The sequence below is a fragment of the Flavobacterium sp. J49 genome (genome assembly GCF_011742145.1).
GTDB lineage: Bacteria > Bacteroidota > Bacteroidia > Flavobacteriales > Flavobacteriaceae > Flavobacterium.
This window is the reverse complement of the sequence record NZ_JAAQQU010000104.1, coordinates 658,222-684,046: the sequence shown is the minus strand read 5'-3', so window position 1 is coordinate 684,046 and position 25,825 is coordinate 658,222. Positions and strand designations below refer to the sequence as shown.

General features: G+C 39.2%; 21 protein-coding genes and 1 tRNA gene. 14 read left to right on the top strand and 8 right to left on the bottom strand.

The genetic code is table 11. The features are described from left to right. Positions 1-104: 104 nt before the first annotated feature. Positions 105-2,963 carry a leucine--tRNA ligase gene (leuS, locus tag HA632_RS09635; RefSeq protein WP_176306960.1) on the bottom strand — a complete coding sequence of 953 codons (2,859 nt, stop codon included), beginning with the start codon at positions 2,961-2,963 and terminating at the stop codon, positions 105-107. 182 nt (positions 2,964-3,145) lie between these two features. Here leuS and HA632_RS09630 point away from each other — a divergent pair, with 182 nt between their 5' ends. From HA632_RS09630 to truB, 4 genes are all read left to right on the top strand, one after another. Continuing rightward, positions 3,146-4,021, top strand: a complete 876-nt coding sequence (locus tag HA632_RS09630; protein ID WP_176306959.1) for an ABC transporter permease — start codon at positions 3,146-3,148, stop codon at positions 4,019-4,021. A gap of 38 nt (positions 4,022-4,059) precedes the next feature. After that, the gene (locus tag HA632_RS09625) at positions 4,060-4,293 is read left to right on the top strand and encodes a DUF3098 domain-containing protein (protein ID WP_176306958.1); all 234 of its coding nucleotides are present in this window, start codon (positions 4,060-4,062) and stop codon (positions 4,291-4,293) included. Between the two features lie 85 nt (positions 4,294-4,378). Further along, on the top strand, positions 4,379-5,188 hold the full coding sequence (locus HA632_RS09620) for an undecaprenyl-diphosphate phosphatase (RefSeq protein ID WP_176306957.1): 810 nt from the start codon (positions 4,379-4,381) through the stop codon (positions 5,186-5,188). Between the two features lie 3 nt (positions 5,189-5,191). Then, the gene (gene truB / locus HA632_RS09615; RefSeq protein ID WP_176306956.1) at positions 5,192-5,890 is read left to right on the top strand and encodes a tRNA pseudouridine(55) synthase TruB; all 699 of its coding nucleotides are present in this window, start codon (positions 5,192-5,194) and stop codon (positions 5,888-5,890) included. Here truB and HA632_RS09610 read toward each other — a convergent pair. Further along, positions 5,850-6,479 (bottom strand): thioredoxin family protein, encoded by a 630-nt coding sequence (locus HA632_RS09610; protein WP_176306955.1) that lies wholly within the window; start codon positions 6,477-6,479, stop codon positions 5,850-5,852. The two genes, truB and HA632_RS09610, sit on opposite strands and share 41 nt — an antisense overlap. 195 nt (positions 6,480-6,674) lie before the next feature. On the opposite strand from HA632_RS09610, the gene pyrH reads away from it, so the two are divergent. From pyrH to HA632_RS09595, 3 genes are all read left to right on the top strand, one after another. Continuing rightward, positions 6,675-7,382: a UMP kinase gene (pyrH, locus tag HA632_RS09605; protein ID WP_176306954.1), complete on the top strand. Its 708-nt coding sequence runs from the start codon at positions 6,675-6,677 to the stop codon at positions 7,380-7,382. An 87-nt stretch (positions 7,383-7,469) separates the two neighbouring features. Then, the gene (frr, locus tag HA632_RS09600; protein ID WP_176306953.1) at positions 7,470-8,030 is read left to right on the top strand and encodes a ribosome recycling factor; all 561 of its coding nucleotides are present in this window, start codon (positions 7,470-7,472) and stop codon (positions 8,028-8,030) included. Between the two features lie 85 nt (positions 8,031-8,115). After that, on the top strand, positions 8,116-10,602 hold the full coding sequence (locus HA632_RS09595) for a DUF5686 family protein (protein ID WP_176306952.1): 2,487 nt from the start codon (positions 8,116-8,118) through the stop codon (positions 10,600-10,602). A gap of 1 nt (position 10,603) precedes the next feature. Here HA632_RS09595 and HA632_RS09590 read toward each other — a convergent pair whose 3' ends face one another. Next, positions 10,604-12,874 (bottom strand): cation:proton antiporter, encoded by a 2,271-nt coding sequence (locus HA632_RS09590; protein WP_176306951.1) that lies wholly within the window; start codon positions 12,872-12,874, stop codon positions 10,604-10,606. A gap of 184 nt (positions 12,875-13,058) precedes the next feature. Here HA632_RS09590 and HA632_RS09585 point away from each other — a divergent pair, with 184 nt between their 5' ends. The 4 genes from HA632_RS09585 to HA632_RS09570 all read left to right on the top strand — a co-directional run bounded on the left by HA632_RS09585 (position 13,059) and on the right by HA632_RS09570 (position 19,142). Beyond that, the gene (locus HA632_RS09585; RefSeq protein WP_176306950.1) at positions 13,059-15,479 is read left to right on the top strand and encodes an RND family transporter; all 2,421 of its coding nucleotides are present in this window, start codon (positions 13,059-13,061) and stop codon (positions 15,477-15,479) included. Positions 15,480-15,541: 62 nt separating this feature from the next. Beyond that, the gene (gene asnS / locus HA632_RS09580) at positions 15,542-16,987 is read left to right on the top strand and encodes an asparagine--tRNA ligase (RefSeq protein ID WP_176306949.1); all 1,446 of its coding nucleotides are present in this window, start codon (positions 15,542-15,544) and stop codon (positions 16,985-16,987) included. Positions 16,988-17,058: 71 nt separating this feature from the next. Next, complete coding sequence (rpoN, locus tag HA632_RS09575) at positions 17,059-18,525, top strand: RNA polymerase factor sigma-54 (protein WP_176306948.1); 1,467 nt, start codon at positions 17,059-17,061, stop codon at positions 18,523-18,525. 11 nt (positions 18,526-18,536) lie between these two features. Beyond that, on the top strand, positions 18,537-19,142 hold the full coding sequence (locus HA632_RS09570; RefSeq protein ID WP_176306947.1) for a hypothetical protein: 606 nt from the start codon (positions 18,537-18,539) through the stop codon (positions 19,140-19,142). On the opposite strand, the gene HA632_RS09565 is transcribed toward HA632_RS09570, so the two are convergent. Beyond that, positions 19,137-19,799, bottom strand: a complete 663-nt coding sequence (locus HA632_RS09565; RefSeq protein WP_228778771.1) for a porin family protein — start codon at positions 19,797-19,799, stop codon at positions 19,137-19,139. The genes HA632_RS09570 and HA632_RS09565 overlap by 6 nt on opposite strands. 193 nt (positions 19,800-19,992) lie before the next feature. Here HA632_RS09565 and HA632_RS09560 point away from each other — a divergent pair. Further along, a tRNA-Ser gene (locus HA632_RS09560) sits at positions 19,993-20,079 on the top strand. A gap of 92 nt (positions 20,080-20,171) precedes the next feature. On the opposite strand, the gene HA632_RS09555 is transcribed toward HA632_RS09560, so the two are convergent. The 3 genes from HA632_RS09555 to HA632_RS09545 all read right to left on the bottom strand — a co-directional run bounded on the left by HA632_RS09555 (position 20,172) and on the right by HA632_RS09545 (position 23,160). Further along, positions 20,172-21,200: an asparaginase gene (locus HA632_RS09555; RefSeq protein WP_176306945.1), complete on the bottom strand. Its 1,029-nt coding sequence runs from the start codon at positions 21,198-21,200 to the stop codon at positions 20,172-20,174. Next, positions 21,190-22,326: a 1-acyl-sn-glycerol-3-phosphate acyltransferase gene (locus HA632_RS09550; protein ID WP_176306944.1), complete on the bottom strand. Its 1,137-nt coding sequence runs from the start codon at positions 22,324-22,326 to the stop codon at positions 21,190-21,192. Before HA632_RS09550 ends, HA632_RS09555 begins: the two co-directional genes overlap by 11 nt. Before the next feature lie 63 nt (positions 22,327-22,389). After that, positions 22,390-23,160 carry a TatD family hydrolase gene (locus HA632_RS09545; protein ID WP_176307180.1) on the bottom strand — a complete coding sequence of 257 codons (771 nt, stop codon included), beginning with the start codon at positions 23,158-23,160 and terminating at the stop codon, positions 22,390-22,392. 104 nt (positions 23,161-23,264) lie between these two features. Between HA632_RS09545 and HA632_RS09540 the strand changes: the two genes are divergently transcribed. Next, entirely contained in the window at positions 23,265-23,702 is a 438-nt protein-coding gene (locus tag HA632_RS09540; protein WP_176306943.1) for a retropepsin-like aspartic protease, read from the top strand. A 6-nt stretch (positions 23,703-23,708) separates the two neighbouring features. On the opposite strand, the gene HA632_RS09535 is transcribed toward HA632_RS09540, so the two are convergent. Then, on the bottom strand, positions 23,709-24,932 hold the full coding sequence (locus HA632_RS09535; RefSeq protein ID WP_176306942.1) for a TCR/Tet family MFS transporter: 1,224 nt from the start codon (positions 24,930-24,932) through the stop codon (positions 23,709-23,711). A gap of 280 nt (positions 24,933-25,212) precedes the next feature. Between HA632_RS09535 and HA632_RS09530 the strand changes: the two genes are divergently transcribed. Further along, positions 25,213-25,644, top strand: a complete 432-nt coding sequence (locus HA632_RS09530; RefSeq protein WP_176306941.1) for a hypothetical protein — start codon at positions 25,213-25,215, stop codon at positions 25,642-25,644. Positions 25,645-25,825 lie beyond the last annotated feature (181 nt).

Below are 25,825 nucleotides of genomic sequence, written 5' to 3'. Positions count from 1 at the left end.
GGGACTAGGGAAAAGCAAACTTACTTCTTCCTGATCCCTTTTTTCTTAAACAAAGTTCTCGATACATCCCGATTTTCAATCGGGACACTCGAACTGACGTGCTGTTATCCCACTAAGTTTATTACTTTCCCCGGAACGATAATTACTTTATTCGGTGTTCTACCGTCTAATTGTTTGATGGTGCGTTCGTCGGCCAAAACGATTTCCTGTATTTGGGCTACGGTTAAATCCAAAGGCAATTTGATGGTAAAACGCATTTTTCCGTTAAAGGAAACCGGGTATTCTTTTTCCGATTCTACCAAGTATTTTTCGTTTACCAATGGAAAATCAACAGTTGAGATTGAACCTTCATATCCTAATTGACTCCATAATTCCTCAGCAATATGCGGTGCATAAGGCGAAATTACTACAGCCAATGGTTCTAAAATCGCTCTGTGGTGGCATTTCATTTGTGCCAATTCGTTCACACAAATCATAAACTGCGATACCGACGTGTTGAACGAGAAATTCTCGATATCCTCAGTCACTTTTTTGATGGTTTTGTGAAGCGATTTGTACATGTCGGCTGTCGGTTCATCGTTGGTCACAATCAAACCGTTGTCGTCAAAATACAAACGCCATAATTTTTTTAAGAAACCTGAAACGCCGGTGATTCCGGCGGTGTTCCATGGTTTGGCTTGTTCTAACGGCCCTAAGAACATTTCGTATAAACGCAAAGTATCTGCACCGTATTGTTCGCAAATGTCATCAGGGTTTACCACATTGTATTTCGATTTAGACATTTTTTCGACTTCGCGACCGACTATGTATTTGCCGTTTTCTAAAATGAATTCGGCGTCTTTGTAATCTATATATAACGGATGGTTTTTGAAGGCTTCGATATCTAACTCGTTGGTGATGTCGTTGATAACGGCTAAGTCAACGTGGATTGGATGAACTTTTTCACCTGCAATTAATCCTTTTGAATATAGTTTTTTAGAATCTTCAGAACGATACACAAACGCACTCATCCCCAAAATCATTCCCTGATTAATCAACTTCTTAAACGGTTCTTCCGTTGGTGCGTAACCTCTATCTTTTAAAAATTTGTTCCAAAAACGAGAGTATAATAAATGGCCTGTGGCGTGTTCGCTTCCGCCTATGTACAAATCTACGTTTTCCCAGTATTTTAGGGCATCGGCTGAGGCGAATTCGGCGTCGTTGTGCGCGTCCATATAACGCATCCAATACCACGAACTGCCTGCCCAACCCGGCATGGTGTTAAGTTCTAAAGGAAATATCGTTTTGTTGTCAATCAACTGGTTACTGACTACTGAACACTGCACACTATCCCAAGCCCAATCCGTAGCGTTGCCTAATGGCGGTTGGCCGTCTTCGGTAGGTAAATACTTTTCTACTTCGGGCAAAACGATTGGTAAATATTTGTTGTCAATCATTTGCGGTAAACCATTCACATAATACACCGGGAACGGTTCGCCCCAATATCTTTGGCGAGAAAACACGGCGTCGCGCAAACGGTAATTGGTTTTGCCTTTTCCTTGTCCGATTCGTTCCAGTTCCTCGATGATCTTTTTCGTTCCTTCTTTATAGCCCAATCCGTTTAAAAAATCGGAGTTGACTAACTCGAATCCTTCTTTGGCGGCAAAAGCTTCTTGCGAAATATCTTGGTTGAAAATGTTTTTGATTTCGGGCATGCCTTTTTGACCTTTGAAGAAATTGGCAAATGCATAATCTCTTTCGTCACCGCAAGGAACAGCCATTACAGCACCGGTTCCGTAGCCAGCTAACACGTAATCGCCTATCCAAACCGGAATGGGTTCTTTGGTAAACGGATGTTCCGCAAATGCTCCTGTGAAAACACCTGATATGGTTTTGACATCGGCCATTCTTTCACGTTCGGAACGTTTGGCTGTGGCTTCCACGTAAGCTTCAACCGCTGCTTTTTGTTCAAGCGTGGTGATTTGGGATACCAATTCGTGTTCCGGTGCCAAAGTCATAAAAGTTACCCCGAAAATGGTGTCGGGACGTGTCGTGAAAACATCTATGGTTGTCGGTTGTCGGTTGTCGGTTGTCGGTAAAAGGTTAAAAGAAACCGATGCTCCGACGGACTTTCCAATCCAGTTTCTTTGGCTTTCTTTGATGGATTCGCTCCAATCAATCGTCTCTAAACCTTGTAATAATCTTTCGGCATAAGCGGAAATACGCATCGACCATTGGGTCATTTTCTTGCGGATGACCGGATGACCACCGCGTTCGGAAACACCGTTTACGATTTCGTCATTGGCCAATACCGTTCCGAGTGCCGGACACCAATTGACTTCGGTTTCGGCCAAATAGGTTAATCGGTATTGCAACAGTATTCTTTGTTGTTCTTCAGAAGAAAAGGCATTCCATTCGGCGGCGGTAAATGGCGTGATGTTGTCATCGCAAACCGCATTAACCGTCGCGTTTCCTGCTGTTGAAAATATAGAAATTAAAGTCGAAATGTCTTCGGCTTTGTTGGTGTCGTTATTGTACCACGAGTTGAACAATTGGATAAAAATCCACTGCGTGTATTTGTAATAATCGGCGTTGGAAGTGCGTACTTCTCGGCTCCAATCGAAAGAGAACCCGATTTTGTCTAATTGCTCGCGGTAACGGGCAATGTTTTCACGAGTCGTTTTCTCCGGATGCTGACCGGTTTGGATGGCGTATTGTTCGGCCGGCAAACCAAAAGAATCATAGCCTTGCGGATGCAATACATTGAAGCCTTTATGACGTTTGAAACGCGCCACGATATCGGAAGCGATGTAACCCAGCGGATGCCCAACGTGTAAACCGGCTCCGGATGGATAAGGAAACATGTCGAGTACGTAATACTTTGGTTGTCGGTTGTTGGTTGTTGGTTGTTGGGCTTTGAAAGTTTGGTGCTCTGCCCAATATTTTTGCCATTTTTCTTCAACTTTTTCGTGATGGTATTTCATGTTGTTCTAACAAGATTTTTAATTATAATGATCAATTGTGAAAGTGGCCGACAACCGTCAACCGAAAACCAACAACTAAATCTTCGGCAAATTTACATTTAATATAATAAAGTTAAAAGTTTGTACGTTATAAAGGGGAAAAACAATTTTCTTTATTATTTTTACCCCATAAAATACAGTCTATGTCATCATCATTTGAAAAGTTTCAGAAGCGCAGAGTAATCACCTCCTATTTTTCGGTAGTGTTGAGCATCTTTTTGGTGTTGTTTTTATTGGGAACTTTGGGTCTTTTTGTGATCAATTCCAAGCGATTGTCGGACAATTTCAAGGAAGAAATTGCGATGACGGTTTTCTTTAAAAACGAAGCGAATGATTCGGTCATCAAAGCCTTTAGCGAAGAGATGAAGACGGCTAAATTTGCCAAATCTTTTGAATATGTGTCTAAAGAAAAAGCAGCCCAACAACACAAAAAAGTGATTGGCGAAGATTTTATGCAGTTTTTGGGTGTGAATCCGTTGCAGAATTCGTTTGACATTCACTTGAAAGCCGATTTTGTGACCAATCCTGAAATTGCTAAAATTGAGAACCGTTTGCGCAAAAACGAAATGGTGGCGGATATTGTTTACGACAAGCAATTGGTGACTTTGGTCAACGACAATGTGAAAAACATCAGCATGTGGATTTTGATTATCACCAGTGTCTTTGCGATAGTATCGGTGTTGTTGATTAACAGTTCGTTGCGACTGTCAATCTACGCCAACCGCTTTATCATTAAAACGATGCAAATGGTGGGTGCAACCAAATCCTTTATTCGAAAACCATTTATTAAAACCAATGTAATTCTCGGCTTTATTGGAGCTGTGCTTGCTATTTTAGCATTGATTGGTTTGTTAATCTACATTCAAACCACTTACCCTAATTTGGGAATTATGGAAGATCAGTTGTCTATTAGCATGGTGTTATTGGGCGTTTTGGTAATGGGAATCGTGATTACTTGGATCAGTACCTTTTTTGCGACCCAACGCTTTTTGAATTTGAGAACAGACGATTTGTATTAAGATTTAAGTACAAAGTATTAAGACTTTAAAATATACTCATGAAAAACAACGAGCAAAAACCTGATTTTCTTTTTGATAAGGTTAATTATAAAATATTATTAATCGGTATTGCCGTGATTGCTCTTGGATTTATTCTGATGAGTGGCGGCGGAAGCGATGACCCGAAAGTGTGGAATGACGAAGTATTCAATTTCCAAAGAATTCGTTTGGCACCAACTGTTGTTTTGATTGGTTTCGGGATTACGATTTACTCCATCTTTAAAAAAAAGTAATTAGTCGTTAGTGATTAGTAATTAGCCAAAAAAATTACTAGTCTTTCTAATTACTAATTACCATTCACTAATTACTATCTAACCAATGGATTACATTCAAGCGATACTCATCGCCATCGTGGAAGGTTTAACCGAATACTTACCGGTTTCTTCGACCGCTCACATGATTTTTACCAGTTCGTTTTTTGGGATACAAGAAGATGATTTTGTAAAATTGTTTCAGGTTTCTATACAATTCGGGGCGATTTTGGCCGTAGTGGTTTTGTATTGGAGAAAGTTTTTTGATTTCCGCCGAATTAATTTTTATCTCAAACTGGCTTGTGCTGTGATTCCGGCTTTGATTTTGGGAAAAATATTTGATGATAAAATCGATGCCGTACTCGGAAATCCTATTCCGATTGCAATTGTATTGATTGTTGGCGGTATCGTTTTACTGTTTATTGACGGTCGTTTCCACAGTCCGACGGTGGCCAACGAAGAAGACATTACCATTAAAAAAGCCGTTACCATAGGCTTTTGGCAGTGTTTGGCGATGATGCCGGGCACGAGTCGTTCGGCGGCTTCGATTATTGGCGGCATGCAACAAGGTTTGACCCGAGAAACGGCGGCAGAGTTCTCTTTCTTCTTAGCGGTTCCGACGATGTTGGCGGTGACGACTTACTCTTTGTTTTTGAAAACTTATGAAGTGTCTCAGCTCAAAGGATATGAGTTGTTGACGCAATCCTCAGATAATCTTAAAATGTTTTTGGTGGGCAATATTGTGGCTTTTATAGTTTCGGTTATTGCTATTAAATTCTTTATCGGGATTATCAAAAAATACGGTTTCAAACCTTGGGGATATTACCGAATTGTAGCCGGTGTGATTTTGCTGGTGTATTTCTCTTTAAACCGATAGATTTTGAAAACGGCTGAAGATTTTTTAGAAGGTCAAGTACTATTGATAGACAAGCCACTGACTTGGTCTTCGTTTCAAGCAGTGAATAAATTAAAGTATATTCTAAAACAAAAATACAATCTTCCTAAGAAGTTTAAAATTGGTCATGCCGGAACCTTAGACCCTTTGGCCACCGGTTTACTGATTGTTTGCACCGGAAAGTTCACCAAAAAGATTACCGAAATTCAAGGTCAAGCCAAAGAATACACCGGAACGATTACTGTTGGCGCCACAACGCCATCTTATGATATGGAAACCGAAGTAAATGCTACTTTTCCAACGGAACATATTACGGCTGATTTAATTCAGGCAACGATTGCTCAATTCTTGGGCGAAATCGACCAAAAACCACCGGTATTTTCCGCTATTAAAAAAGACGGCGTTCGCTTGTACGAGCACGCACGTGCAGGAGAAGAGGTTGAAATTCAAGCCCGAAAAACAACCATTCATGAATTTGAAATCACTAAATTTGTGTTACCCGAAATAGAATTCCGGGTGGTTTGCAGCAAAGGCACTTATATTCGTTCCTTGGCATACGACTTTGGGAAAGCACTAAATTCAGGTGCTTATTTATCCGTTTTACGTCGAACTAAAATTGGCGATTATGATGTGGTAAATGGTGTTAGTCCTGCGGAATTTGAACAGCAGTTAACTCAAGAGTAGCTATCAAATCCATAATCTCTTGTTGTGTTGACAATCCTTTATCGTGCAAATACCACAATTGCAAATTGGTTTTTGCCGTTTCATCTACAATGCCGTGTTCCGCTTTATAATCTAAAATCAATTGTTTGGCACCTTGAGGCCTTGGTCCGAAATCTCCTAAAACTTCCAAAGTATTTTTGTCTAAAATAATCAGCTTCGGAATGCTTCGGGCACCATTGGTGAGAAACAAATTCATCAAATCATCATTTTCATCCCGAAAAACAATTCTGAAATCGATTTTCGGAGAAAGCTCCGCCATTTTGTGAAAGATGGGCACCAATTGAGCGGCATCGCCACACCAACCCTCGGAAACCACCAACCAAATATATTCCCTTTTCAATTGCTTTAATATTTCGGTGAACTCGTCAGTAATTTTTATGGTTTTCTCCAAACGATTCATGCGGGTTTCGTTCAATTCGGAATAATGCGTCAACGCTTCAGATTGTTCGTTTCCGGTTGACTTTCCTTCTTTTAAAAGCGAAGAAACAATATTTCTGTACTCGGAATAGGAATGGCTTTTGGCTAAACTGTCTTGGATAATGGTTACCATAAAATTTAAATTTGATGCCGCAAAGCTACAAAACCAAGGAAGATAAAAAAGTGATAAATGTTACTTAACATTATTTTTAACGAATACGATACAAAAACAGAATATGTTTATATTTGCAACCATTAAACAACATAACTAATGACTCGAGCTCGAAGAGCGACAGCATGACTCCAAACTAAACAAATATAAACTGGAATGAAATACAAAAGAATTCTTCTAAAACTAAGTGGTGAAGCGCTGATGGGCGATCAACAATATGGTATCGACCCAAAACGTCTTGGCGAATATGCTGACGAAATCAAACAGATTCACGACAAAGGAGTTGAAATCGCTATCGTAATTGGCGGTGGAAACATTTTTAGAGGAGTTGCCGGAGCCAGTAATGGTATGGACCGAGTGCAAGGCGATTACATGGGCATGTTGGCCACCGTGATTAACGGTATGGCTTTACAAGGTGCTTTGGAAGACAAAGGCATGTTGACCCGTTTGCAAACAGCTTTAAAAATTGAAGCTATTGCCGAACCTTACATCAAAAGAAGGGCCGTTCGTCACCTTGAGAAAGGCAGAATCGTAATCTTCGGAGCGGGAACCGGAAATCCATACTTTACCACAGATACTGCTGCGGTTTTGCGCGGTGTTGAAGTGCATGCCGATGTGATTTTAAAAGGCACTCGCGTTGATGGCGTTTATGATTCCGATCCGGAAAAGAATGCGAATGCCGTTAAATTTGACAGCATCTCTTTTGAAGAGGTACTCAAAAAAGGCTTGAATGTAATGGACACCACGGCTTTTACTTTGAGTCAGGAAAATGCTTTACCAATTGTGGTATTTGACATGAACAAAAAAGGAAACTTATTAAAAATTTGCGAAGGCGAAAACATAGGAACTGTAGTTAAAATATAGACTACTTAGACTGAATTAGATCATTAGACTCCTTAGAAACTGTCTAACTATCTAAAAATCTAACAATCTAACAATCTAAATTAAAAAATGGAAGAAATTGAATTTATTTTAGACAGCACAAAAGAGTCCATGAATGGCTCTATTGCGCATTTAGAAAAAGAATTTTTAAACATCCGTGCCGGAAAAGCGTCGCCTCAAATGTTGGGGGGTGTTTTTGTAGATTATTATGGCTCACAAACGCCTTTATCCCAAGTAGCCAATATCAATGTACCCGATGCGAGAACTATCACTGTGACGCCTTGGGAAAAAAGCATGCTACATCCTATTGAAAAAGCCATTATGATTGCTAATTTGGGTTTCAACCCGATGAACAATGGTGACAACATTATCATCAGTGTTCCGGCTTTGACCGAAGAGAGAAGACGCGACTTGGTAAAACAAGCCAAAGCAGAAGCAGAAGACGCCAAAATCGGAATCAGAAATGCGCGTAAAGACGCGAATACCGAAATCAAAAAATTAGAGAAAGAAGGCACTTCGGAAGACATTTGTAAAACGGCCGAAGATGATGTTCAAAAACTAACCGATGCTTTCATCAAAAAAGTAGAGGAACATTTGGCCATCAAAGAAGCCGAAATTATGAAAGTGTAACTTTTGTTAATTCAATATTAAAATCCGTCTTGTACGGATTTTTTTATCCCTATTTTTGTAGGCGATTTGTGCCAACCCATTCCTAATGAAGCCACTACTTTTTTTATTGCTCTTTTTCACCCTGTCGCTTCAGGCTCAATTTCAAGTCAATGGTGTGGTCAAAGATATCGAAACCAAAAAAGCCTTACCGTTTGCCACAGTTACAACCGAAACCGGCACAGCTACCATCACAGATGTAGATGGGAAATTCCTTTTGCTGTCAACGACTCCGCCCGAAACACTGACCATAACCTATGTCGGCTATACCGCGCAAACACTTTCTCTTTATGAACAAAGAAACTTTTTTACCATTTGGCTTTCGCCCAAGACAGACGCGCTGAGTGAAGTGATTATTTCTAATGAAAATCCGGCTTTGGGCATTATAACAAAAGTCATCCAAAACAAGAACGCTAATAATCCGCAAAAAAAACTCAAAACATTTGAGTATAAAACCTATAACAAATTATTGGTGAGTGCCAATCCCGATTCGATTTCCGGGAAAATCGACACTGTTTTTGTCAACAAACTAACCAAAGATAAAATTGTCAAAATCGATTCTTCTGACTATAAGTTCAAAAAAATAATCGACAAGCAGCATTTGTTCCTAACCGAAAAGGTTTCTCAGTTCCAATTTGAAAAACCCATCCTCAAAGAAACCATTCTCGGCACCAAAATGGCCGGTTTTAAAGAGCCTATTTATGAGCTTTTGGGATTTGGTCTACAATCAGCTTCGGTATATGATGACAAATACGAACTTTTTGAAACCAAATACAAAAGCCCGATTGCCGACAATGCCCTTAAAGAATACCGCTATAAAATCTTAGACACCACTGCTATCAGCAATCGTGAAGTAATTGTCATTTATTTCAAAAATAAAATCAGCCGCAAAGGCTTGGAAGGTTTGCTTTATGTGGATAGCCAGAACTTTGCCATCGCCAAAGCAGTTATGCGAATTCGTGGCGTTCTCAATATTACCGGCATTCATGAATTCAATTATTTAGCCGAAGAAAATCTTTGGTTTCCAATGCATAAAAACTTCAAAATTGTCAAAGGCAAAAGCAAAGAACCGACAGCTATTTTAAATGGCCGAATTGAATTTGCCGCAGAAAATGACGAGAATGACTCTAAGAAAAACGCTTCCGATTTCACTTATCTTACTTCGGAAATGGAAGTTTATGATTTGAAAATCAATAACGATTTAAAAATCAGAAAATCTTCTATCGCAATTGATGTCAAACCTAATGCTAACAACAAAGACGAAGCTTTTTGGCGCGAAAACCGTAAAGACAGTTTGAATCTTCGCAGCCGGAGAACCTATGTGGTTTTAGACAGTGTGGTGACCAAAGAAAATATCGAAAAGAAAATCAAGTTTGGTCGAAAAATCATCAACGGCTATGCGCCATTTGGACCGTTTGATTTTGATTTGCGCTATTTACTGAGTTATAACAATTATGAAGGTTTCCGTTTCGGAATCGGTGGTGTAACCAATGAACAATTTTCCAAAAGATTTCGCTTAGAAGGCTATACCGCTTACGGTTTGAAAGACGATGACATCAAATACCACTTGGGTGGAGCGATTCGTGTTGGGAACTTTTCTAACTCTTGGATTGGTGGTACTTTTACCGATGATGTTCGGGAGATTGCGAGCACCAATTTTGCCATTGACAAACGGGTTTTCAAGCTCTATGATCCGCGACCAATTAACCTTAGTACCTTTTACAACCACCAAACTTGGCGTGCTTTTGTAGAAACCAAAATCATTCCAAAAACCGAAAGTATATGGCAAATTATCCATAGCGATATTACCCCATTGTTTAATTATACTTTTGTTTACGAAGACAAACTATACCGCGAATTTGCGATGACTTCTGCCATGGTTTCGATTCAGTGGAATCCTTTTAGCAATTATATGCAAACCCCAAATGGCAAAATCGAATTTGAAAAACGCTATCCGAAATTCACCTTTCAGTTTACCAAATCATTGTCTAACCTTTTCAACAACGACTTTGAGTTTGGCAAAATTGACTTCCGAATTGACTATGAAAAGAAATATTTAAACGGACAAAAATCGGCGGTTTTACTCCAAGCCGGTTATGTTTTTGGCGACTTGCCTTTGACGCATTTGTACAATACTTCGCCGAACAATTTGACCAAAGACAACCTATTGCAAAGAATCACTATTGCCGGTAAAAACAGTTTTGAGACGATGTATTTCAATGAGTTTTTCTCGAGTGAATTTGTGATGTTGCAATTCAAACACGGTTTCAAACGCGTGGAATTGTTTAAAAAAGTAAAGCCTTCTTTGGTTTTGGTCACGCGAATGGCTTGGGGCGATTTAAAAAATCCTGAGCACCATATTGGCATCGAATACAAAACTTTAAACGAAGGTTTTTTTGAATCGGGTATCGAATTGAACCAAATTTATAAAGGTTTCGGCTTGACCGGATTTTACCGTTATGGCCCAAACCAATTGCCGCGATTGGAAGACAATATCGCGATTAAGTTGAGTTTTGTGTTGGATTTGGGATTTTAAATTAAGGCTTCACGATCAACACCGAAGGAATATCTTGTAACCAAGAAACCTCATCGTCTACTAATTTCTTCCAAGTTTCTAAACTAAAAATCACCAAATCCTGTTCGGCCAAAAAAGACTTCGTAATTTGCTTTGGGTTGAATACATCAAACTTATCGCCGTGTTTTTGTTCCAAAGCTTCTAAAGAGTTTTGAATGAGGAAATTGTTTTTGGTATGGCCATTATGATCTAAAATGGTGACTTGAGCGTTATTGTTCTGCATTAATTTTTGGGCATAGTCCACCAAAAAAACATCGCCTACACTGTAAATCCCCAGAAATACTTTGTTGACTTGCTGCAAATCTTTATCAATTAAAATCCCGAGCGGTGTTTTGGTTTTAGAGATAATCAAACGGGTTCTTTCGTCAAAAGGAGAATTTTCAAACAAGCCTTCTTTTCCTTTGAATTTGTCTAACAATCGGTCCGGATTGATGATGCGAGAAGTAAATCCAAGCACTTTTCCTAAAATCGTTCCTTCAAAAATTGATTTTCCTAAACCCACCAAAACCAAGTCGTATTTTCCTTCCAAGGCCACATCGGCTATATCGGTTTCAATGTCTCCGGTGGCTTTGAAAATGGTGGTAATTTGCTGGTTGAGCTTTTTCGATTCTTTGACTATCGGTTCAAAGGTTTCCTTTTCGTATTCTTCAATATTAAAAGCATGCATATCGTCGCTCATCGTCAAATGCATGGCGGTAATATTAGAAGCTTCGGGTTGGCCTTTCACCAAACTGTTGGCCAAGCGCAAGAGCGATTTTCCTTTTTCATTGTTACCAAAAGAAATCAGGATTTTGAACTTTGAATTCTTCTTTACCTCAGACGGAATGATAATGTCTTTGGTCTTGAAAATAAAGTTGATGATATCCAAAGCCGGTCCGGTCATAAACGTCGTCACCAAAGCCATAATCACCATCATGGTAAAGACTTGCGGCGAAAGCACACCCAATTCGTAACCAATATTCAACACCACCAATTCCATCAATCCTCGGGTATTCATCAATGCGCCTATGGTCAAACTATCGCGCCAACTCTGACCTACAAACCTTGCTGCTAAAGCACTTCCTAAGAACTTTCCAACGACGGCCACTGCAATAATACAACCGGTTACTTTCCACAAATAAGGTTCATTAATCAATCCGATTTCTGTGCGCAAACCGGTGAATACAAAAAACAACGGCAATAATATAATTACGGAAACATCTTCTACCTTTTCGATAAAAACATTTCGGAACTTACTGATGTCGGGCATAATCGCACCCATCATAAAAGCGCCAAATAACGCATGAATCCCAATGATTTCGGTTACATAGGCCGAAACAATTAAGGTTAAAAGAAAAATGGCAACTACCGATTTCTTGATGTTGTCTTTCTTACCATACAAATCACCGATTCGTTTGAGGAACGGTTTTACCACAAAAAGCATCGCCAAAACATATAAAAAAGCCAGTCCGATGATGTACAACGAACTGACAAAACTGCCTGCTTTTACAATGGCAATAACAGCCGCTAATATACACCAAGCCGTGATGTCATCGGCTGCCGCACAAGTAATGACTATGGTTCCCAATCGCGTTTTGTGAATCCCGCGCTCTTGAACAATGCGTGCTAAAACAGGAAATGCAGTAATGCTCATGGCGATTCCCATGAACAGTCCAAAAGACAAAAACTCAACACCGGCGGGCGCAAATTGATGGTAGATGAAATAAGACAAGCCGATTCCCAAGGCAAACGGAATAACGATACTCGCATGGCTAATCACAACCGCATCGTTCGCTTTATTTTTGAGGACTTTTAAATCCAATTCCATTCCAATCACAAACATAAAGAGGATTAAACCGACTTGGCTTAGCATTTGGAGATTGCCCAATGATTCCAATGGGAAAAGGGCTTCTTTCATCTCCGGGAAATAGAGTCCGAACAACGATGGCCCGAGGACAATTCCGGCTATGATTTCACCAATCACGGAGGGCTGACCAATTTTTCTAAAAATCCAGCCAAAGATCCTGGCGACCAAAACAATGGTGATAATTTGGAAAAGCAACAACGCTAACGGATGCTGTAGATTGTGGAATAACGAACTCAAGAACTGAATCCACTGGCTGTCTGCTGATGAAGGCGAAACAATTTTTCGGCCAACTTCTAATAGCTTTCCTTGTTCAATTATCCAGTACATTAAGTAGCCAAAACCACCGGTTACGAATAAATAAAATAAAGTGTTTTTTAAATTCCTCATTCCGTTGTGCTGTACATGTGCCTACAAAGATGCTAAAAAGCAGGCTATTTTTTTTGATTTTTTTTAGCTAATAACAATAATTTAAAATGCATTCACAAATCGACGTTAAATTAAGTAAATCTTTGTGTCAATCAGTCTAAAAATTTTAAGGTTTTGATTACCTTTGCAACCCATTTTAGGTTTTATGAAAAAGTTGTTAGGCATTGGTTTTTGGGAATTTATCGCCCGAATTATATTGAGGAATAGGATTGCTATTATAGTTGGCATCGTCTTGATTACAATTTTGCTTGGCACACAATGGAAAAACATCAGGTTCACCCAAACTGAAGCCAACTTAATTCCGGCCGATGACAAAGTAAACGTTGATTACAATAAATTCCTGAACCACTTTGGCGAAGAAGGCAATTTGATTGTCATTGCTACCAAAGACAAAAAATTATTTACCCCAAAAGTATACCAAGCCTGGAGCGAATTGATGACCGAAATCAAATCGCATAAAGAAGTTACCTTGGTCGTTTCGGTAGACAATTTGCAAAAACTGACGAAAAATGATTCCTTAGAAACTTTCGAACTAAAGCCTTTGGTGGATGAAAGTAAAGTACAGGATGAGCAATATTTGAAGCAAATTCAAACCGAATTATTCACCAAATTACCTTTTTACGAAGGTTTGTTATACAATAAAAAAACCGGTGCGATTCGCTCAGCGATTTATTTGGACAAAAAAATCGTCAACACCAAAGCCCGAAAAGACTACGTTTTAAACGATTTGATTCCGGCGATTGAGAAGTTCAAAAAAGCAACCAGTATTGACCTGCATACTTCGGGCATGCCTTATATCCGAACGCTGAATGCCAAGACGATTATTGACGAAATCGGTTTGTTTATTGGCGCCGCTTTGTTGATTACGTCACTTATTTTCTTCTATTTTTTCCGTTCATTCCGCGCTACTATGATTTCTTTACTCGTGGTAATTATCGGCGTTATGTGGTCTTTCGGAATCATGGGTGCTTTGGGTTATGAAATCACCGTATTGACGGCATTGGTGCCAACCTTGGTGATCGTTATCGGAATCCCAAATTGTATTTTCTTTATCAACAAATACCATCAGGAATACCACAAACATTCGAATAAAGCCAAAGCATTACAACGCGTAATCACCAAAACCGGAACAGCAACGTTGATGACCAATATCACCACAGCAGTTGGTTTTGCCACCTTTATTGCCACCAATAATGTTTTACTAAGAGAGTTTGGTGTTGTAACCACTATCAATATTTTGGCGATTTATACCTTGAGCTTATTACTGATTCCTATCTTCTTCAGCTATATTCCGCCGCCAATTCCAAGACACTTGGGGCATTTGGAAAGAGAATCGTTGACTTCTTTTTTGAGATGGATTGTCAGAACAGTAAAATACAATCGCCTTGGCGTATATGTAACGGCGATTTGCCTGCTGGTCTTTGGGATTATTGGCATTGGCAAAATCAAAGTTTCGGGTAGTATCATTGAAGACATGCCTAAAAATACGTCTTTTTACGATGACATTCGTTTCTTTGAAAAAGAGTTTGACGGTGTGATGCCTTTGGAAATCATGATTGATACCAAAAAGAAAAACGGCGCCATGAAGCTCACCAATCTGAGAAGAATGGAAGATTTGGAGCAAACCATTACCGATATTCCTGAGCTTTCCAAACCTTTATCGATTGTTAATATTGCCAAAAGTTTTAACCAAGCTTACTATAACGGCAATCCTGATTTTTACACTTTGCCTTCGCCAAATGAGGAAATGTTCTTGTTGCCGTATATCAAAAATTCACTCAAAAATTCCAAAGACAACCAGCTGAAAAGTTACCTCTCTTCGGATGGAAGTGTGGCCAGAATTACCACTTTTATCAAAGACGAAAACGGTGAAAGAATGGAGGCCATCGAAGCCCATATTCGCAACAAAGTCAATAAAATTTTCCCCGAACCGCGATACGAAGTCATCATCACCGGAAAGCCTTCGGTGTTCCAAAAAGGAACGAAATATTTGTTAGACAACTTGCTCTCTTCTTTGTTGTTTGCCTTCTTCCTAACCGGCGGATTGGTCGCCATCATGTTCCGTTCGTTCAAAATGGTTTTGGTTTCGATTATTCCAAATTTATTGCCGTTATTGATGACCGCAGGTTTGATGGGATTTTTAGGCATTCCTTTAAAACCGTCAACATTGTTAGTATTCGGAATTGCATTCGGTATGTCGGTAGATGACACTTTGCGATTCTTAGCCCAATACCGACTGGAATTATCGCGAAACGATTGGAAAATCAAAAAATCGGTTTATGCCACTTTTGACGATGCCGGAACGAGTATGTTCTACACTTCCATCATTTTGTTCTTCGGCTTCTCGGTGTTTATGTTGTCGAGTTTTGGCGGAACAGTAGCGCTTGGCGGCTTAGTGGCGCTGACCTTGTTCTTCGGTATGTTGTCGAATTTGGTTTTGTTACCATCATTGGTACTGACGTTAAACAAAACTTTGGCCAACCAACAGGAATTACCGGAACCAACCATCGATATCTTGGAACATACAGACGAAGAGATTGACGAGTTAGAAAAAAACAATAAATAATTTATATTTGCGTTTAGATTATAGACAATCTAAATCTTTAAAATTTAATATCAGCTATTTAAATGAAACATTCAAAAGTTAAAGACTTACTAAGCAGCGAGAAAACGAACTATGAAGTAACCGTAAAAGGTTGGGTAAGAACTTTTAGAAACAATCAATTTATCGCGTTGAACGATGGTTCAACTATTCATAACTTACAGTGTGTGGTCGATTTTGAAAACACACCGGAAGAAACTTTGAAAAGAATCAACACCGGAACAGCTGTGGCTTTGACCGGAAAATTGGTGGAAAGCCAAGGTGCCGGACAAAAATATGAAATCCAAGTGGCCCAATTGGAAATCTTAGGCGATTGCGATGCGGAGAAATTCCCAATGCAACCTAAGAAACACTCTTTGGAATTCCTCAGAGAAAATGCACATTTACGTGTGCGTACCAATGCGTTCGGAGCCATTATGCGTGTGCGTTCGGTATTGGCGCATGCGGTTCATACCTATTTCCAGGATAGAGGATTTGTGTATGTCAACACGCCGGTGATTACCGGTGCTGATGCGGAAGGCGCAGGTGAAATGTTCCAAGTGACTTCCTTGCCTTTGGATAGTTTGCCAAGAACCGAAGACGGTCAAATCGATTACAAAAAAGATTTCTTCGGAAAACACACCAACCTTACCGTTTCGGGACAATTAGAAGGCGAAACTTTTGCGATGGCTTTGGGTCAGATTTATACATTCGGACCAACATTCCGTGCGGAAAATTCGAATACTTCGCGTCACTTAGCGGAATTTTGGATGATTGAACCGGAAGTGGCTTTTAATGATTTAGTGGACAACATGGACTTGGCAGAAGATTTCATCAAGTTTGTCATCAACTATGCGGTTGAAAGATGTGCCGATGATTTGAAATTCTTAGAAGGAAGATTGTTAGACGAGGAAAAACAAAAACCACAAGCAGAACGCAGCGAAATGGCTTTGTTAGAGAAATTAAACTTTGTGTTGAACAATGACTTTAAACGCGTATCTTACACCGAAGCGATTGATATTTTAAGAGATTCTACTCCGAATAAAAAGAAGAAATTCCAATATTTAATCGAAGAATGGGGTGCCGATTTACAATCGGAGCACGAACGCTTCTTAGTGGAAAAACACTTTAAGTGTCCGGTAATTTTATTTGATTACCCGGCCAAAATTAAAGCGTTTTACATGCGCTTGAATGACAATACCGAACCGGGCAAAGAAACCGTTCGCGCTATGGATATTTTATTCCCGGGCATTGGTGAAATCGTTGGCGGTTCGCAAAGAGAAGAACGTTACGATGTTTTGGTCGAAAAAATGAAAGCGATTGGTATTGATGAAGAAGAATTGTGGTGGTATTTAGATACCCGTCGATTTGGTTCGGCTGTACACTCAGGATTCGGATTAGGCTTTGAAAGATTGGTGCTTTTCGTAACGGGAATGACCAACATCAGAGACGTAATTCCTTTCCCGAGAACGCCTCAGAATGCAGAATTTTAATAACTTTTGTCTGTTCTCCGTTATCTGTTAAAAACAGCCAACCGACAACCGACAACCGACAACCGACAACAATGTTAAAACAATTTCTAAATCTAAAACTCTCTCAAAAATTATCTCCACAGCAAATCCAGCTGATGAAGTTAATTCAATTGCCTACGCAAGCTTTTGAACAAAGGCTTAAAGAGGAATTGGTCGAAAACCCGGCTTTGGAAAGTGGTAAAGACGAAGAAGAATTATATGAGAAAGACGAGTTTGACAACAATGAGGATTACGATGAATATGAAGACAATGAAAGCATTGGTGCCGACGAAATCAATATCGACGAATATTTAAGCGACGACGAAACACCCGATTACAAATTACAGTCCAACAACTATAGCGATGACGACGATGACCGTGAAATGCCTTTTGCCGCGCCGGTTAGTTTTCATCAGGATTTAATCAATCAGTTGAATACTTTTATCTTGACAGATGAACAGCGTGAAATTGCTGAGTTCTTAGTGGGAAGCATAGACGATGACGGATATTTGCGCAGAAGTATTCCCGATATGGTTGACGACATGGCGTTTACCCAAGGGATTTATACCGATGAAAAGGTTGTGGAGAAAATTCTCCACATCATCCACGAACTAGAACCTTCGGGCGTTGGTGCACGTGACTTGCAGGAATGTTTGTTGTTGCAACTAAAACACAAAACACCTACGGAATATGTTGAATTGGCGATAGACATCCTCGAAAACCAATTTGATGCCTTTACCAAAAAACACTACGAAAAGTTACTACAGAAATACGAAATTACCCAAGAACGCTTGAAAAAAGCCATCGAGGAAATCGAAAAACTAAATCCAAAACCGGGCGGTTCTTTTGACAGTAGCAGTCGTGTGGTGGAACAAATCGTTCCTGATTTTGCTATCAGAATTGTTGATGGTGAATTGGAACTGACTTTGAACGGCAGAAATGCGCCAACACTCCATGTTTCTAAAGATTATCAGGAAATGTTACAGACGTATAAAGATTCCCGTGACAAATCCCATTCTCAGAAAGATGCCGTGCAATTTATCAAACAAAAACTAGATTCAGCCAAATGGTTTATCGATGCGATTCGCCAACGCCAGGAAACACTTTTTGTGACGATGAATGCCATTATGCATTTCCAACAAGAATACTTTTTAGACGGTGAAGAAACCAAACTGAAACCGATGATTCTAAAAGACATCGCGGATATGGTTGGTTTGGATATTTCAACGGTTTCACGTGTGGCGAACAGCAAATATGTGGATACACCGTATGGAACAAAATTGATTAAGGAATTCTTCTCGGAAGCGATGAAAAACGACCAAGGCGAAGATGTTTCTACCCTTGAAATCAAAAAAATTCTGAAAACCGTTATTGAAGAAGAAGACAAATCAAAACCGCTTCCGGATGATCAATTGGCTGACATTCTCAAAGAAAAAGGCTATCCTATTGCCCGAAGAACCATTGCTAAGTATAGAGAATTACTAGACATTCCAGTGGCTAGAATGAGGAAAAAGATTTAAACAAAATCACCTTGAAAAAAATTCTTCCTTTTTTTTCGTATGCCTTCCATCCTATTTTCGTTCCATTACTAGGAACTGTCTTTTATGTATTGCTTGACGCCAAGTATTTTACCATGGCCCAATACCTGATTTTGTTCCTGCAAATCATCATTATTACTTTTTTGTTGCCGATTGCTTTTTTCTATTTATTGAGAACTTTTGGCAAAATTGACAGCATTATGCTTTCGGATATTTCGCATCGCAAAATTCCCTTAATCCTACACATTGCTTTGCTCTCTATTTTGATTCAAAAAAGCATAACGATTGATCGATTTCCTTCGCTATACTTCTTCTTTTTGGGCGGAATTATGAGTGCTGTTTTTGCTTTTTTATTGTTGTATGCCAAAATAAAAGCCAGTATTCACATGATTGGCATTAGCGCATTGACCATTTTTACTTTTGGCCTTAGCCTTAAAAATGAAATCAACACTATCAATCTGATGGCTCTTTTGGTAATTCTGAACGGATTGGTTGCTTCTTCAAGATTGGTCATGAAAGCCCACACCAATAAAGAATTGTTAATCGGATTTTTGTGTGGATTATTGCCCCAATTGGGATTGCTCTACGTTTGGCTATAGAATATAAAACATGATCCCGAAGTTGGCCGTATTCATGTCTATCGATTGCCCATCAATCTTAGCGGAAGATTTAAACAACGGATTTAAACCGTAGTAAGCATATAAATTCCAAGTATTCCATCCTGTCGTGAGGTATACACCATAATGCAAATCATTTAAATCGGCTAAATTGGTTTGACTGTAGTTCCCTTGGGAAGATTCTAATTTGTATTGGTCATAAAAAAGATATCTCAACTTGACTCCAAGATGAACCCTCCAAAACTTATGACTCTCGGGTGTTGAATTACGCCATCTGAACTCTATAGGCACATCAACATAATGCAATGCCAATTTATTTTTGGAAAAACTAATCTCATCCGGATTCAAAATACTGTATGTGGTTTCGTTTCCAACATCAATAATTCCCATATTTTGATTGTAAATCGCTAATGAATATCCCAATCCGGCTGCTACAGAAACTGTTCGTTTCTTGTTCAAAGGCATGTCGCGCAAAAAACCTAAAGCCAAACCCGGTGAAAGCTTATTTTGCTTTAAACCATCAGGACGGTTTTGCAATGTATTGTAAGTGATGTTTAGGTAAAATTGGTCTTCACGGTAAAGTGAATCCGGAGCATCAAAATCTTTGGCGACATCTTGAGCCAAGCTGCTCAGCGTCATAAAAAAAATCGATATGAGGAGTTTGATACGCATAAACTTAAGGTCTGAATCCTATAAGCGAATGTACACCTTTTCAGCTGAAAAAACAAAAGGGATTGACGCGGTTGATTTTATTTTAGGACGAATAGGAAAAATAGATTATTGTATTTTTTTTAGTGAAAAAAAATGCTGTTCTTTGCATCCGCAAAACTTTAGAGAGGTGTCCGAGTGGTTGAAGGAGCAAGCCTGGAAAGTTTGTATGTGGGCAACTGCATCGAGGGTTCGAATCCCTTCCTCTCTGCGATAAAGCCGAAGTATTACTTCGGCTTTTTTATTTCAATTTAGGTAACCTAAGTTTTGTCTGAAGTCATTGGATTAAACCGGTCAATCCTATCAATTCATTTCACCACGCAAAGAAGTCTCAAAAATAGTTTTGAAAACTGTTGGCGCTACATTTTGTCCGATTAGGTACATTAATTTGGTAATCGCAGCTTCTGTAGTGATGTCTTTTCCCGAAATGACGCCTATTTTTTTGAGTTGCGTACTGGTTTCATACTGACCCATATTCACACTTCCGCCGGAGCATTGGGTCACATTTACCACATGCAAACCGCTTTTGATGGCTTTTTTCAGAATTTGGAGGAACCAATCTTCGGTTGGCGCATTCCCTGAGCCATAAGTTTCCAAAACAATTCCTTTTAAATGTGGAATTGAAACAATAGCCGATAAAACCGATTCGCTGATTCCGGGGAACATTTTTACAATCACCACATTGTCATCGAGTTCTTTGTGTACCGCTAATTTTTTGTTTGATTGTTTTTGTAAAACCGCATTCGGATTGATGTTCAAATGCACACCCGATTCTGCCAAAGGCGGATAATTGGGCGAGGTAAAAGCATTAAAATGTTCGGCATTGATTTTGGTCGTGCGATTGCCGCGGTATAATTTGTATTCAAAATACAATCCGACTTCCTGAATAACCGGCTTGCCTTTTTGTTGTAAAGAAGCTATTTGTATGGCGGTAATCAAATTTTCTTTGGCATCCGTTCTCAAATCTCCTATAGGCAATTGCGAACCTGTAAAAACAACAGGTTTGTTCAAATGTTCCAACATAAAACTCAAAGCCGAGGCCGAATACGACATGGTATCCGAACCGTGAAGCACTACAAAGCCATCAAAATTTGAATAGTTTTCTTCGATAATCAAGGCAATCTTCACCCATTTTTGAGGGTTCATATTAGAAGAATCTATGGGTTTTTCAAAAGAAACCGTTTCGATATTGCAATCTAATTGTTTGATTTCCGGGATTTTTTGCAATAACTTTTTGAAGTTGAAAGCTTTTAGCGCACCGGTTTCAAAATCTTTCATCATCCCGATAGTTCCACCGGTATAAATGAGAAGTATGTTAGGTTTAGATTGCATTCTGATATTTGGATTTATTCACCACCGGATTGGCATACATCGCCAAGAAACTTTCCACCATTTGCGGATTGTTTTCGTCAATTTTCATTTCCAATCTTCTCTCGAAAAGCGATTTTTCGTTTTCGGTATAAAAAGCTTTGTATTGGTCTGTTTTGTGCAACAAATCATAGGCGATATAATTCGTTGGCCACAACATATAACTCTGCAAAATAGAATCGTCTATGGCTTGTGCCAAAGCTTGAATTTGTTTGTTGGTGTTGTCAAATTCGGCCGCAATAGCGTCTATTTCTTTATCTAAAACATCACCGATATGAATGTGAATGCGTTTCTTTTGACCGATGATTCCGCTTAATAAGGTGACGAAATCTTCGTTCTTTTCTTTGATGTAAATTTCGTTTTTGGCTTCCGCAATTAACTGTGGCATTTTCAAAGCATCGGTTGGATCATATTCATAAGAAATAGAAACCGGCACGATTTTGATTTTTTTGAAATAATCCAACATTTTAGGCTCATCCGAACCCATCGCCAACATTTTTAATACGCCGGAATGCGTAGCATCATTGCCATCTTTGGTTCTGCCTTCGCGCTGGGCAATCCAAACCGACCGGTTTTCGCGCAACAATAACTGACCGATGTATTCCGACATCAATTTGGAACTTTCGAGCAATTCTCTTGGCGGTAAGCCGCGTTGCACCAGAAAGTTTCTATTGAGTTTGGATAAGGTTTTCAGAAATGATTTTTGCACCAAATTATCTCCAATGGCTGAAGCCGTCATTACTAATCCGTGGTCGAATAATGCAACGTTGAGCAACGAAGTGTCGAGTATAATGTCTCGGTGATTGGAAATAAAAAGATAAGACGTATTGGGCTCTAATTTTTCAAACCCTGAAGTGGTTAACCCTTCTGAACTCTTTTTCAGTACTTTTTGAACGGCCTGATATATAAAATTACATTGAAAATCTCGGATGGAATGCGTTTTTTTGAGTTGGCTTTTCCAAACTTCTTCGTCCACATCGGGAAATGTGAAACCCATTAAAGCTTTCATCATCGGATGATTGACTGCAGATTGAATGGCTTCATTCACTTCAGTATCATAAAACGGACGAATAGAATCGAATTTCTGCATTGAATCTTTCAATTTTGATGAACAAAAGAACAAAAAAAAAGTCAATTGATAACGTTTTCTTCGTTAAATCCCAAAAATAGCTTTAGAATTTTCTGTAGTAATTCGGGCGATTTCTTCTATGGGAAGTTGGTAAATCTCGGCTAATTTTTCGGCTACCAATTGGGTATAGCTGCTTTCGTTTCGCTTGCCGCGAAAAGGCACCGGTGCCAAATAGGGCGAATCCGTTTCTAAGACAATGTGTTGTAAATCGATTTCATTTAAGAATTGGTCTATCTTTCCGTTTTTAAAAGTGACCACGCCACCAATTCCGAGCTTCATGTTTAAACCGATTGCTCTTTGGGCTTGACCCAAATCACCCGTAAAACAATGAAATATCCCGAATAAATCGCTTGCCTTTTCACTTTCCAAAACTTCAAAAACTTCGTCAAAGGCATCGCGACAGTGAATGTTGATGGCTAATTTATATTTTTTAGCCAATTGGATTTGGCGTTGAAAAGCTTCCTGCTGAATCGCCAAAGTGGTTTTGTCCCAATACAAATCGATGCCGATTTCTCCAACAGTGTAGAATTTTCTTTTGGCCAACTCGGTTTCCACATGTGCCAATTCTTCCTGATACGTTTCCGGTTTGACATAACACGGATGCAAGCCCATCATTAAAAAAATGTTGTCGGGAAATTGGGCTTCCAAATCGTACATTTTTTGGGTGTAAGTCGAATCAATGGACGGCACAAAAAATCTTGAAACTCCGGCATCGATGGCACGTTGGATCATTTCGGTGCGGTCGTTTTGAAATTCTTCGGAATAGAGATGCGTATGCGTATCGGTTAAAATCATTGGGTTTAAAGGCACTAAGGTTCTGAGGCGCAAAGGTACTAAGTTTAAGTATAATTTTTTAGGATAATGGATTTTAGATTACATTTGAGAATCAATAAAGCGCCATGAAAAACCTGCAGGAAGTACTGAGAAAAGAAAAATACAAGAAAATCAACTTTAAAGTTTCCAAAACCCAACACCTGTTGATTAAAGCTACTATCAATGGGGTTTCGGGGAATTTTATTTTGGATACCGGTGCTTCTAACAGTTGCGTTGGTTTTGACAGTATTGAAAAATTCAACCTTAAAGCCGGAAAATCAAAAACCAAAGCTTCTGGTGCCGGCGGAACCGGAATGATGACCAAGATTGCCAAGAACAACGCTTTAAAAATAGGCCGTTGGCAAACTGAGGAACTCCATTTGGTAATCTTTGACATGAGTCACGTAAATGAAGCCTTAACCCAATACAAGGCCAAACCGGTTGACGGAATCATAGGTGCTGATATCTTATTGGAGGGCAAAGCCATCATTGATTACTACAATCACTGTTTGTATTTAAAATAATTTAAATCATGCTGGCTTAAAATGTTTCTTCATTGAATAATAAGCCAAAAATGTACTAATCAACATCAAAAAACTACCCAAAAGAAAAGGCGCTCCGGGTAACTGAAATGGTGCTTCATCATGCGTGAAAAAGTAAAATGTATTGGTCATCATAGGTGGACCAATAATGGCAGAAGCACTCATTAAACTGGCTAAAGTTCCCTGAATCTCGCCTTGTTCGTTAGCGGGAACTTTACCGGAAACTTCTGATTGTAAAGCCGGTCCGGCAATGCCTCCTAGACAATAAGGGACCAGAAAAGCGAACATCATCCAACTCTCGGTGGCGAAAGCAAACAATAGCATGCCAATCGTGTATAAGGACAATCCGAGATAAATACTTTTCGTATTACCCAATCTTGGACTCGTCCAACGAATCAATCCACCTTGAACTAATCCAACAAGCAATCCAACTACGCCCAATGAAATTCCCACCATTTTTTCATCCCAATCAAATCGGTACATGGTAAAGAAACTCCAATTGCTGTGTACCGCATGCGAGCCTATATACAAAAGAAAAATAGCAAGGATAAGCCCAATTAAAGAAGGATGTTTTTTTAGGTTGATCAAAGCGCCAACCGGATTGGCTCTCTTCCATTCAAACTCCCGTCGGTTCTTTTTGGGCAGCGATTCGGGTAAAATAAAATAGCCGTATAAAAAATTCAACAAACACAAACCCGCCGCCGCATAAAACGGCACTCTCGAACCAAATTGTCCTAACAAACCGCCAATCACCGGACCAATAATAAAGCCCAAACCAAAAGCAGCGCCAATCATTCCGAAGTTTTTCGCGCGATTCTCCGGTGTACTGACGTCCGCAATATAAGCCGAGGCTGTGGTGATACTCGCACCGGTCAAACCTGCTATAATTCTTCCTATGAAAAGCCAAACAATCGTGGGTGAAAAAGCCAACAACAAATAATCGAGCGCAAAAGCAAAAAGCGAAATCAAAATGATGGGTCTGCGCCCATACTTATCACTCAAATTCCCTATTAAAGGCGCAAAAACAAATTGGGTAATCGCATAAGCAAACGTCAACCAACCGCCATACTTGGCCGCTTCACTGATATCGCCATTGATGAGTTCTTTGATCAACTTCGGAATCACCGGAATAATAATGCCCCAACCGGTAATATCGATCAGCATCGTGATAAAAATAAATCCTATCGCCGCTTGTTTTTGGTTTTTCTTCATAGACTAATTTTTGGGCGTTCCCCTTCAGGCAGTCGGCTTTCAGCCTCGTGTCCATAAGGGTCGGGCTTTCCGTTCCAATATTTTTAGTATTGCATTTCCCTTTCCGTTACACAATAGTCATACTAAAAAGGATTTCCACTGCAATCCCTAACGCAGTATGCAAATAAACGAAAAACTTGCTTGAAATTTCTACATAATATTTATTGAAAAAAAGTTGAAAAAAAATCTCTAAATACTTGGAATATATATATTTGACAGAATTAACTTAAATCCTTATTTTATGAAAAAATTATTTTTATTCTTATCTGTTGCTGTTCTGACCTTCTCCTTAAACTCATGTTCGAGTGATGATTCATCGGGTGGTGGAGAAAAAATCACTTTTAAAATCAATGGCACTTCAAAGACATTTACAAACATTGACGTTTACGAAGCAAATGGTGAAAAATACATCACTGGTTATATTGGTTCTGCAAACGACCCTTCGGAGGTAATTTTTATAGAAGCTGACGCAAATAATACCGGAAGTGCAATCATTTCGGTTGAATATTATGATAATGGCGATGATTATGACGGAGGTTTAAATGCAAACATAACTGTAAATACTGATACTAAATTTAAAGCTACTTTCTCAGGCACAATGATTGCCTTTAATGGTGGTTCAGAAGTACCGCTAACCAATGGCAGTATCGATGTAAGTTTTATTTTAGAATAAACAAAAAAATCCCGCTTAGATAACTGAGCGGGATTTAACATCTATAAAAGAAGGTTAAAACACTAAAGATTATTCGTGTTCTTAAGAATTGTTATCCCTCAATTTTTATTTACAACCTCTACAGCATAAAAAAAAGAAACCCGACATTTTCTGTCGGGTCTCAAACCACAATTATTATGAT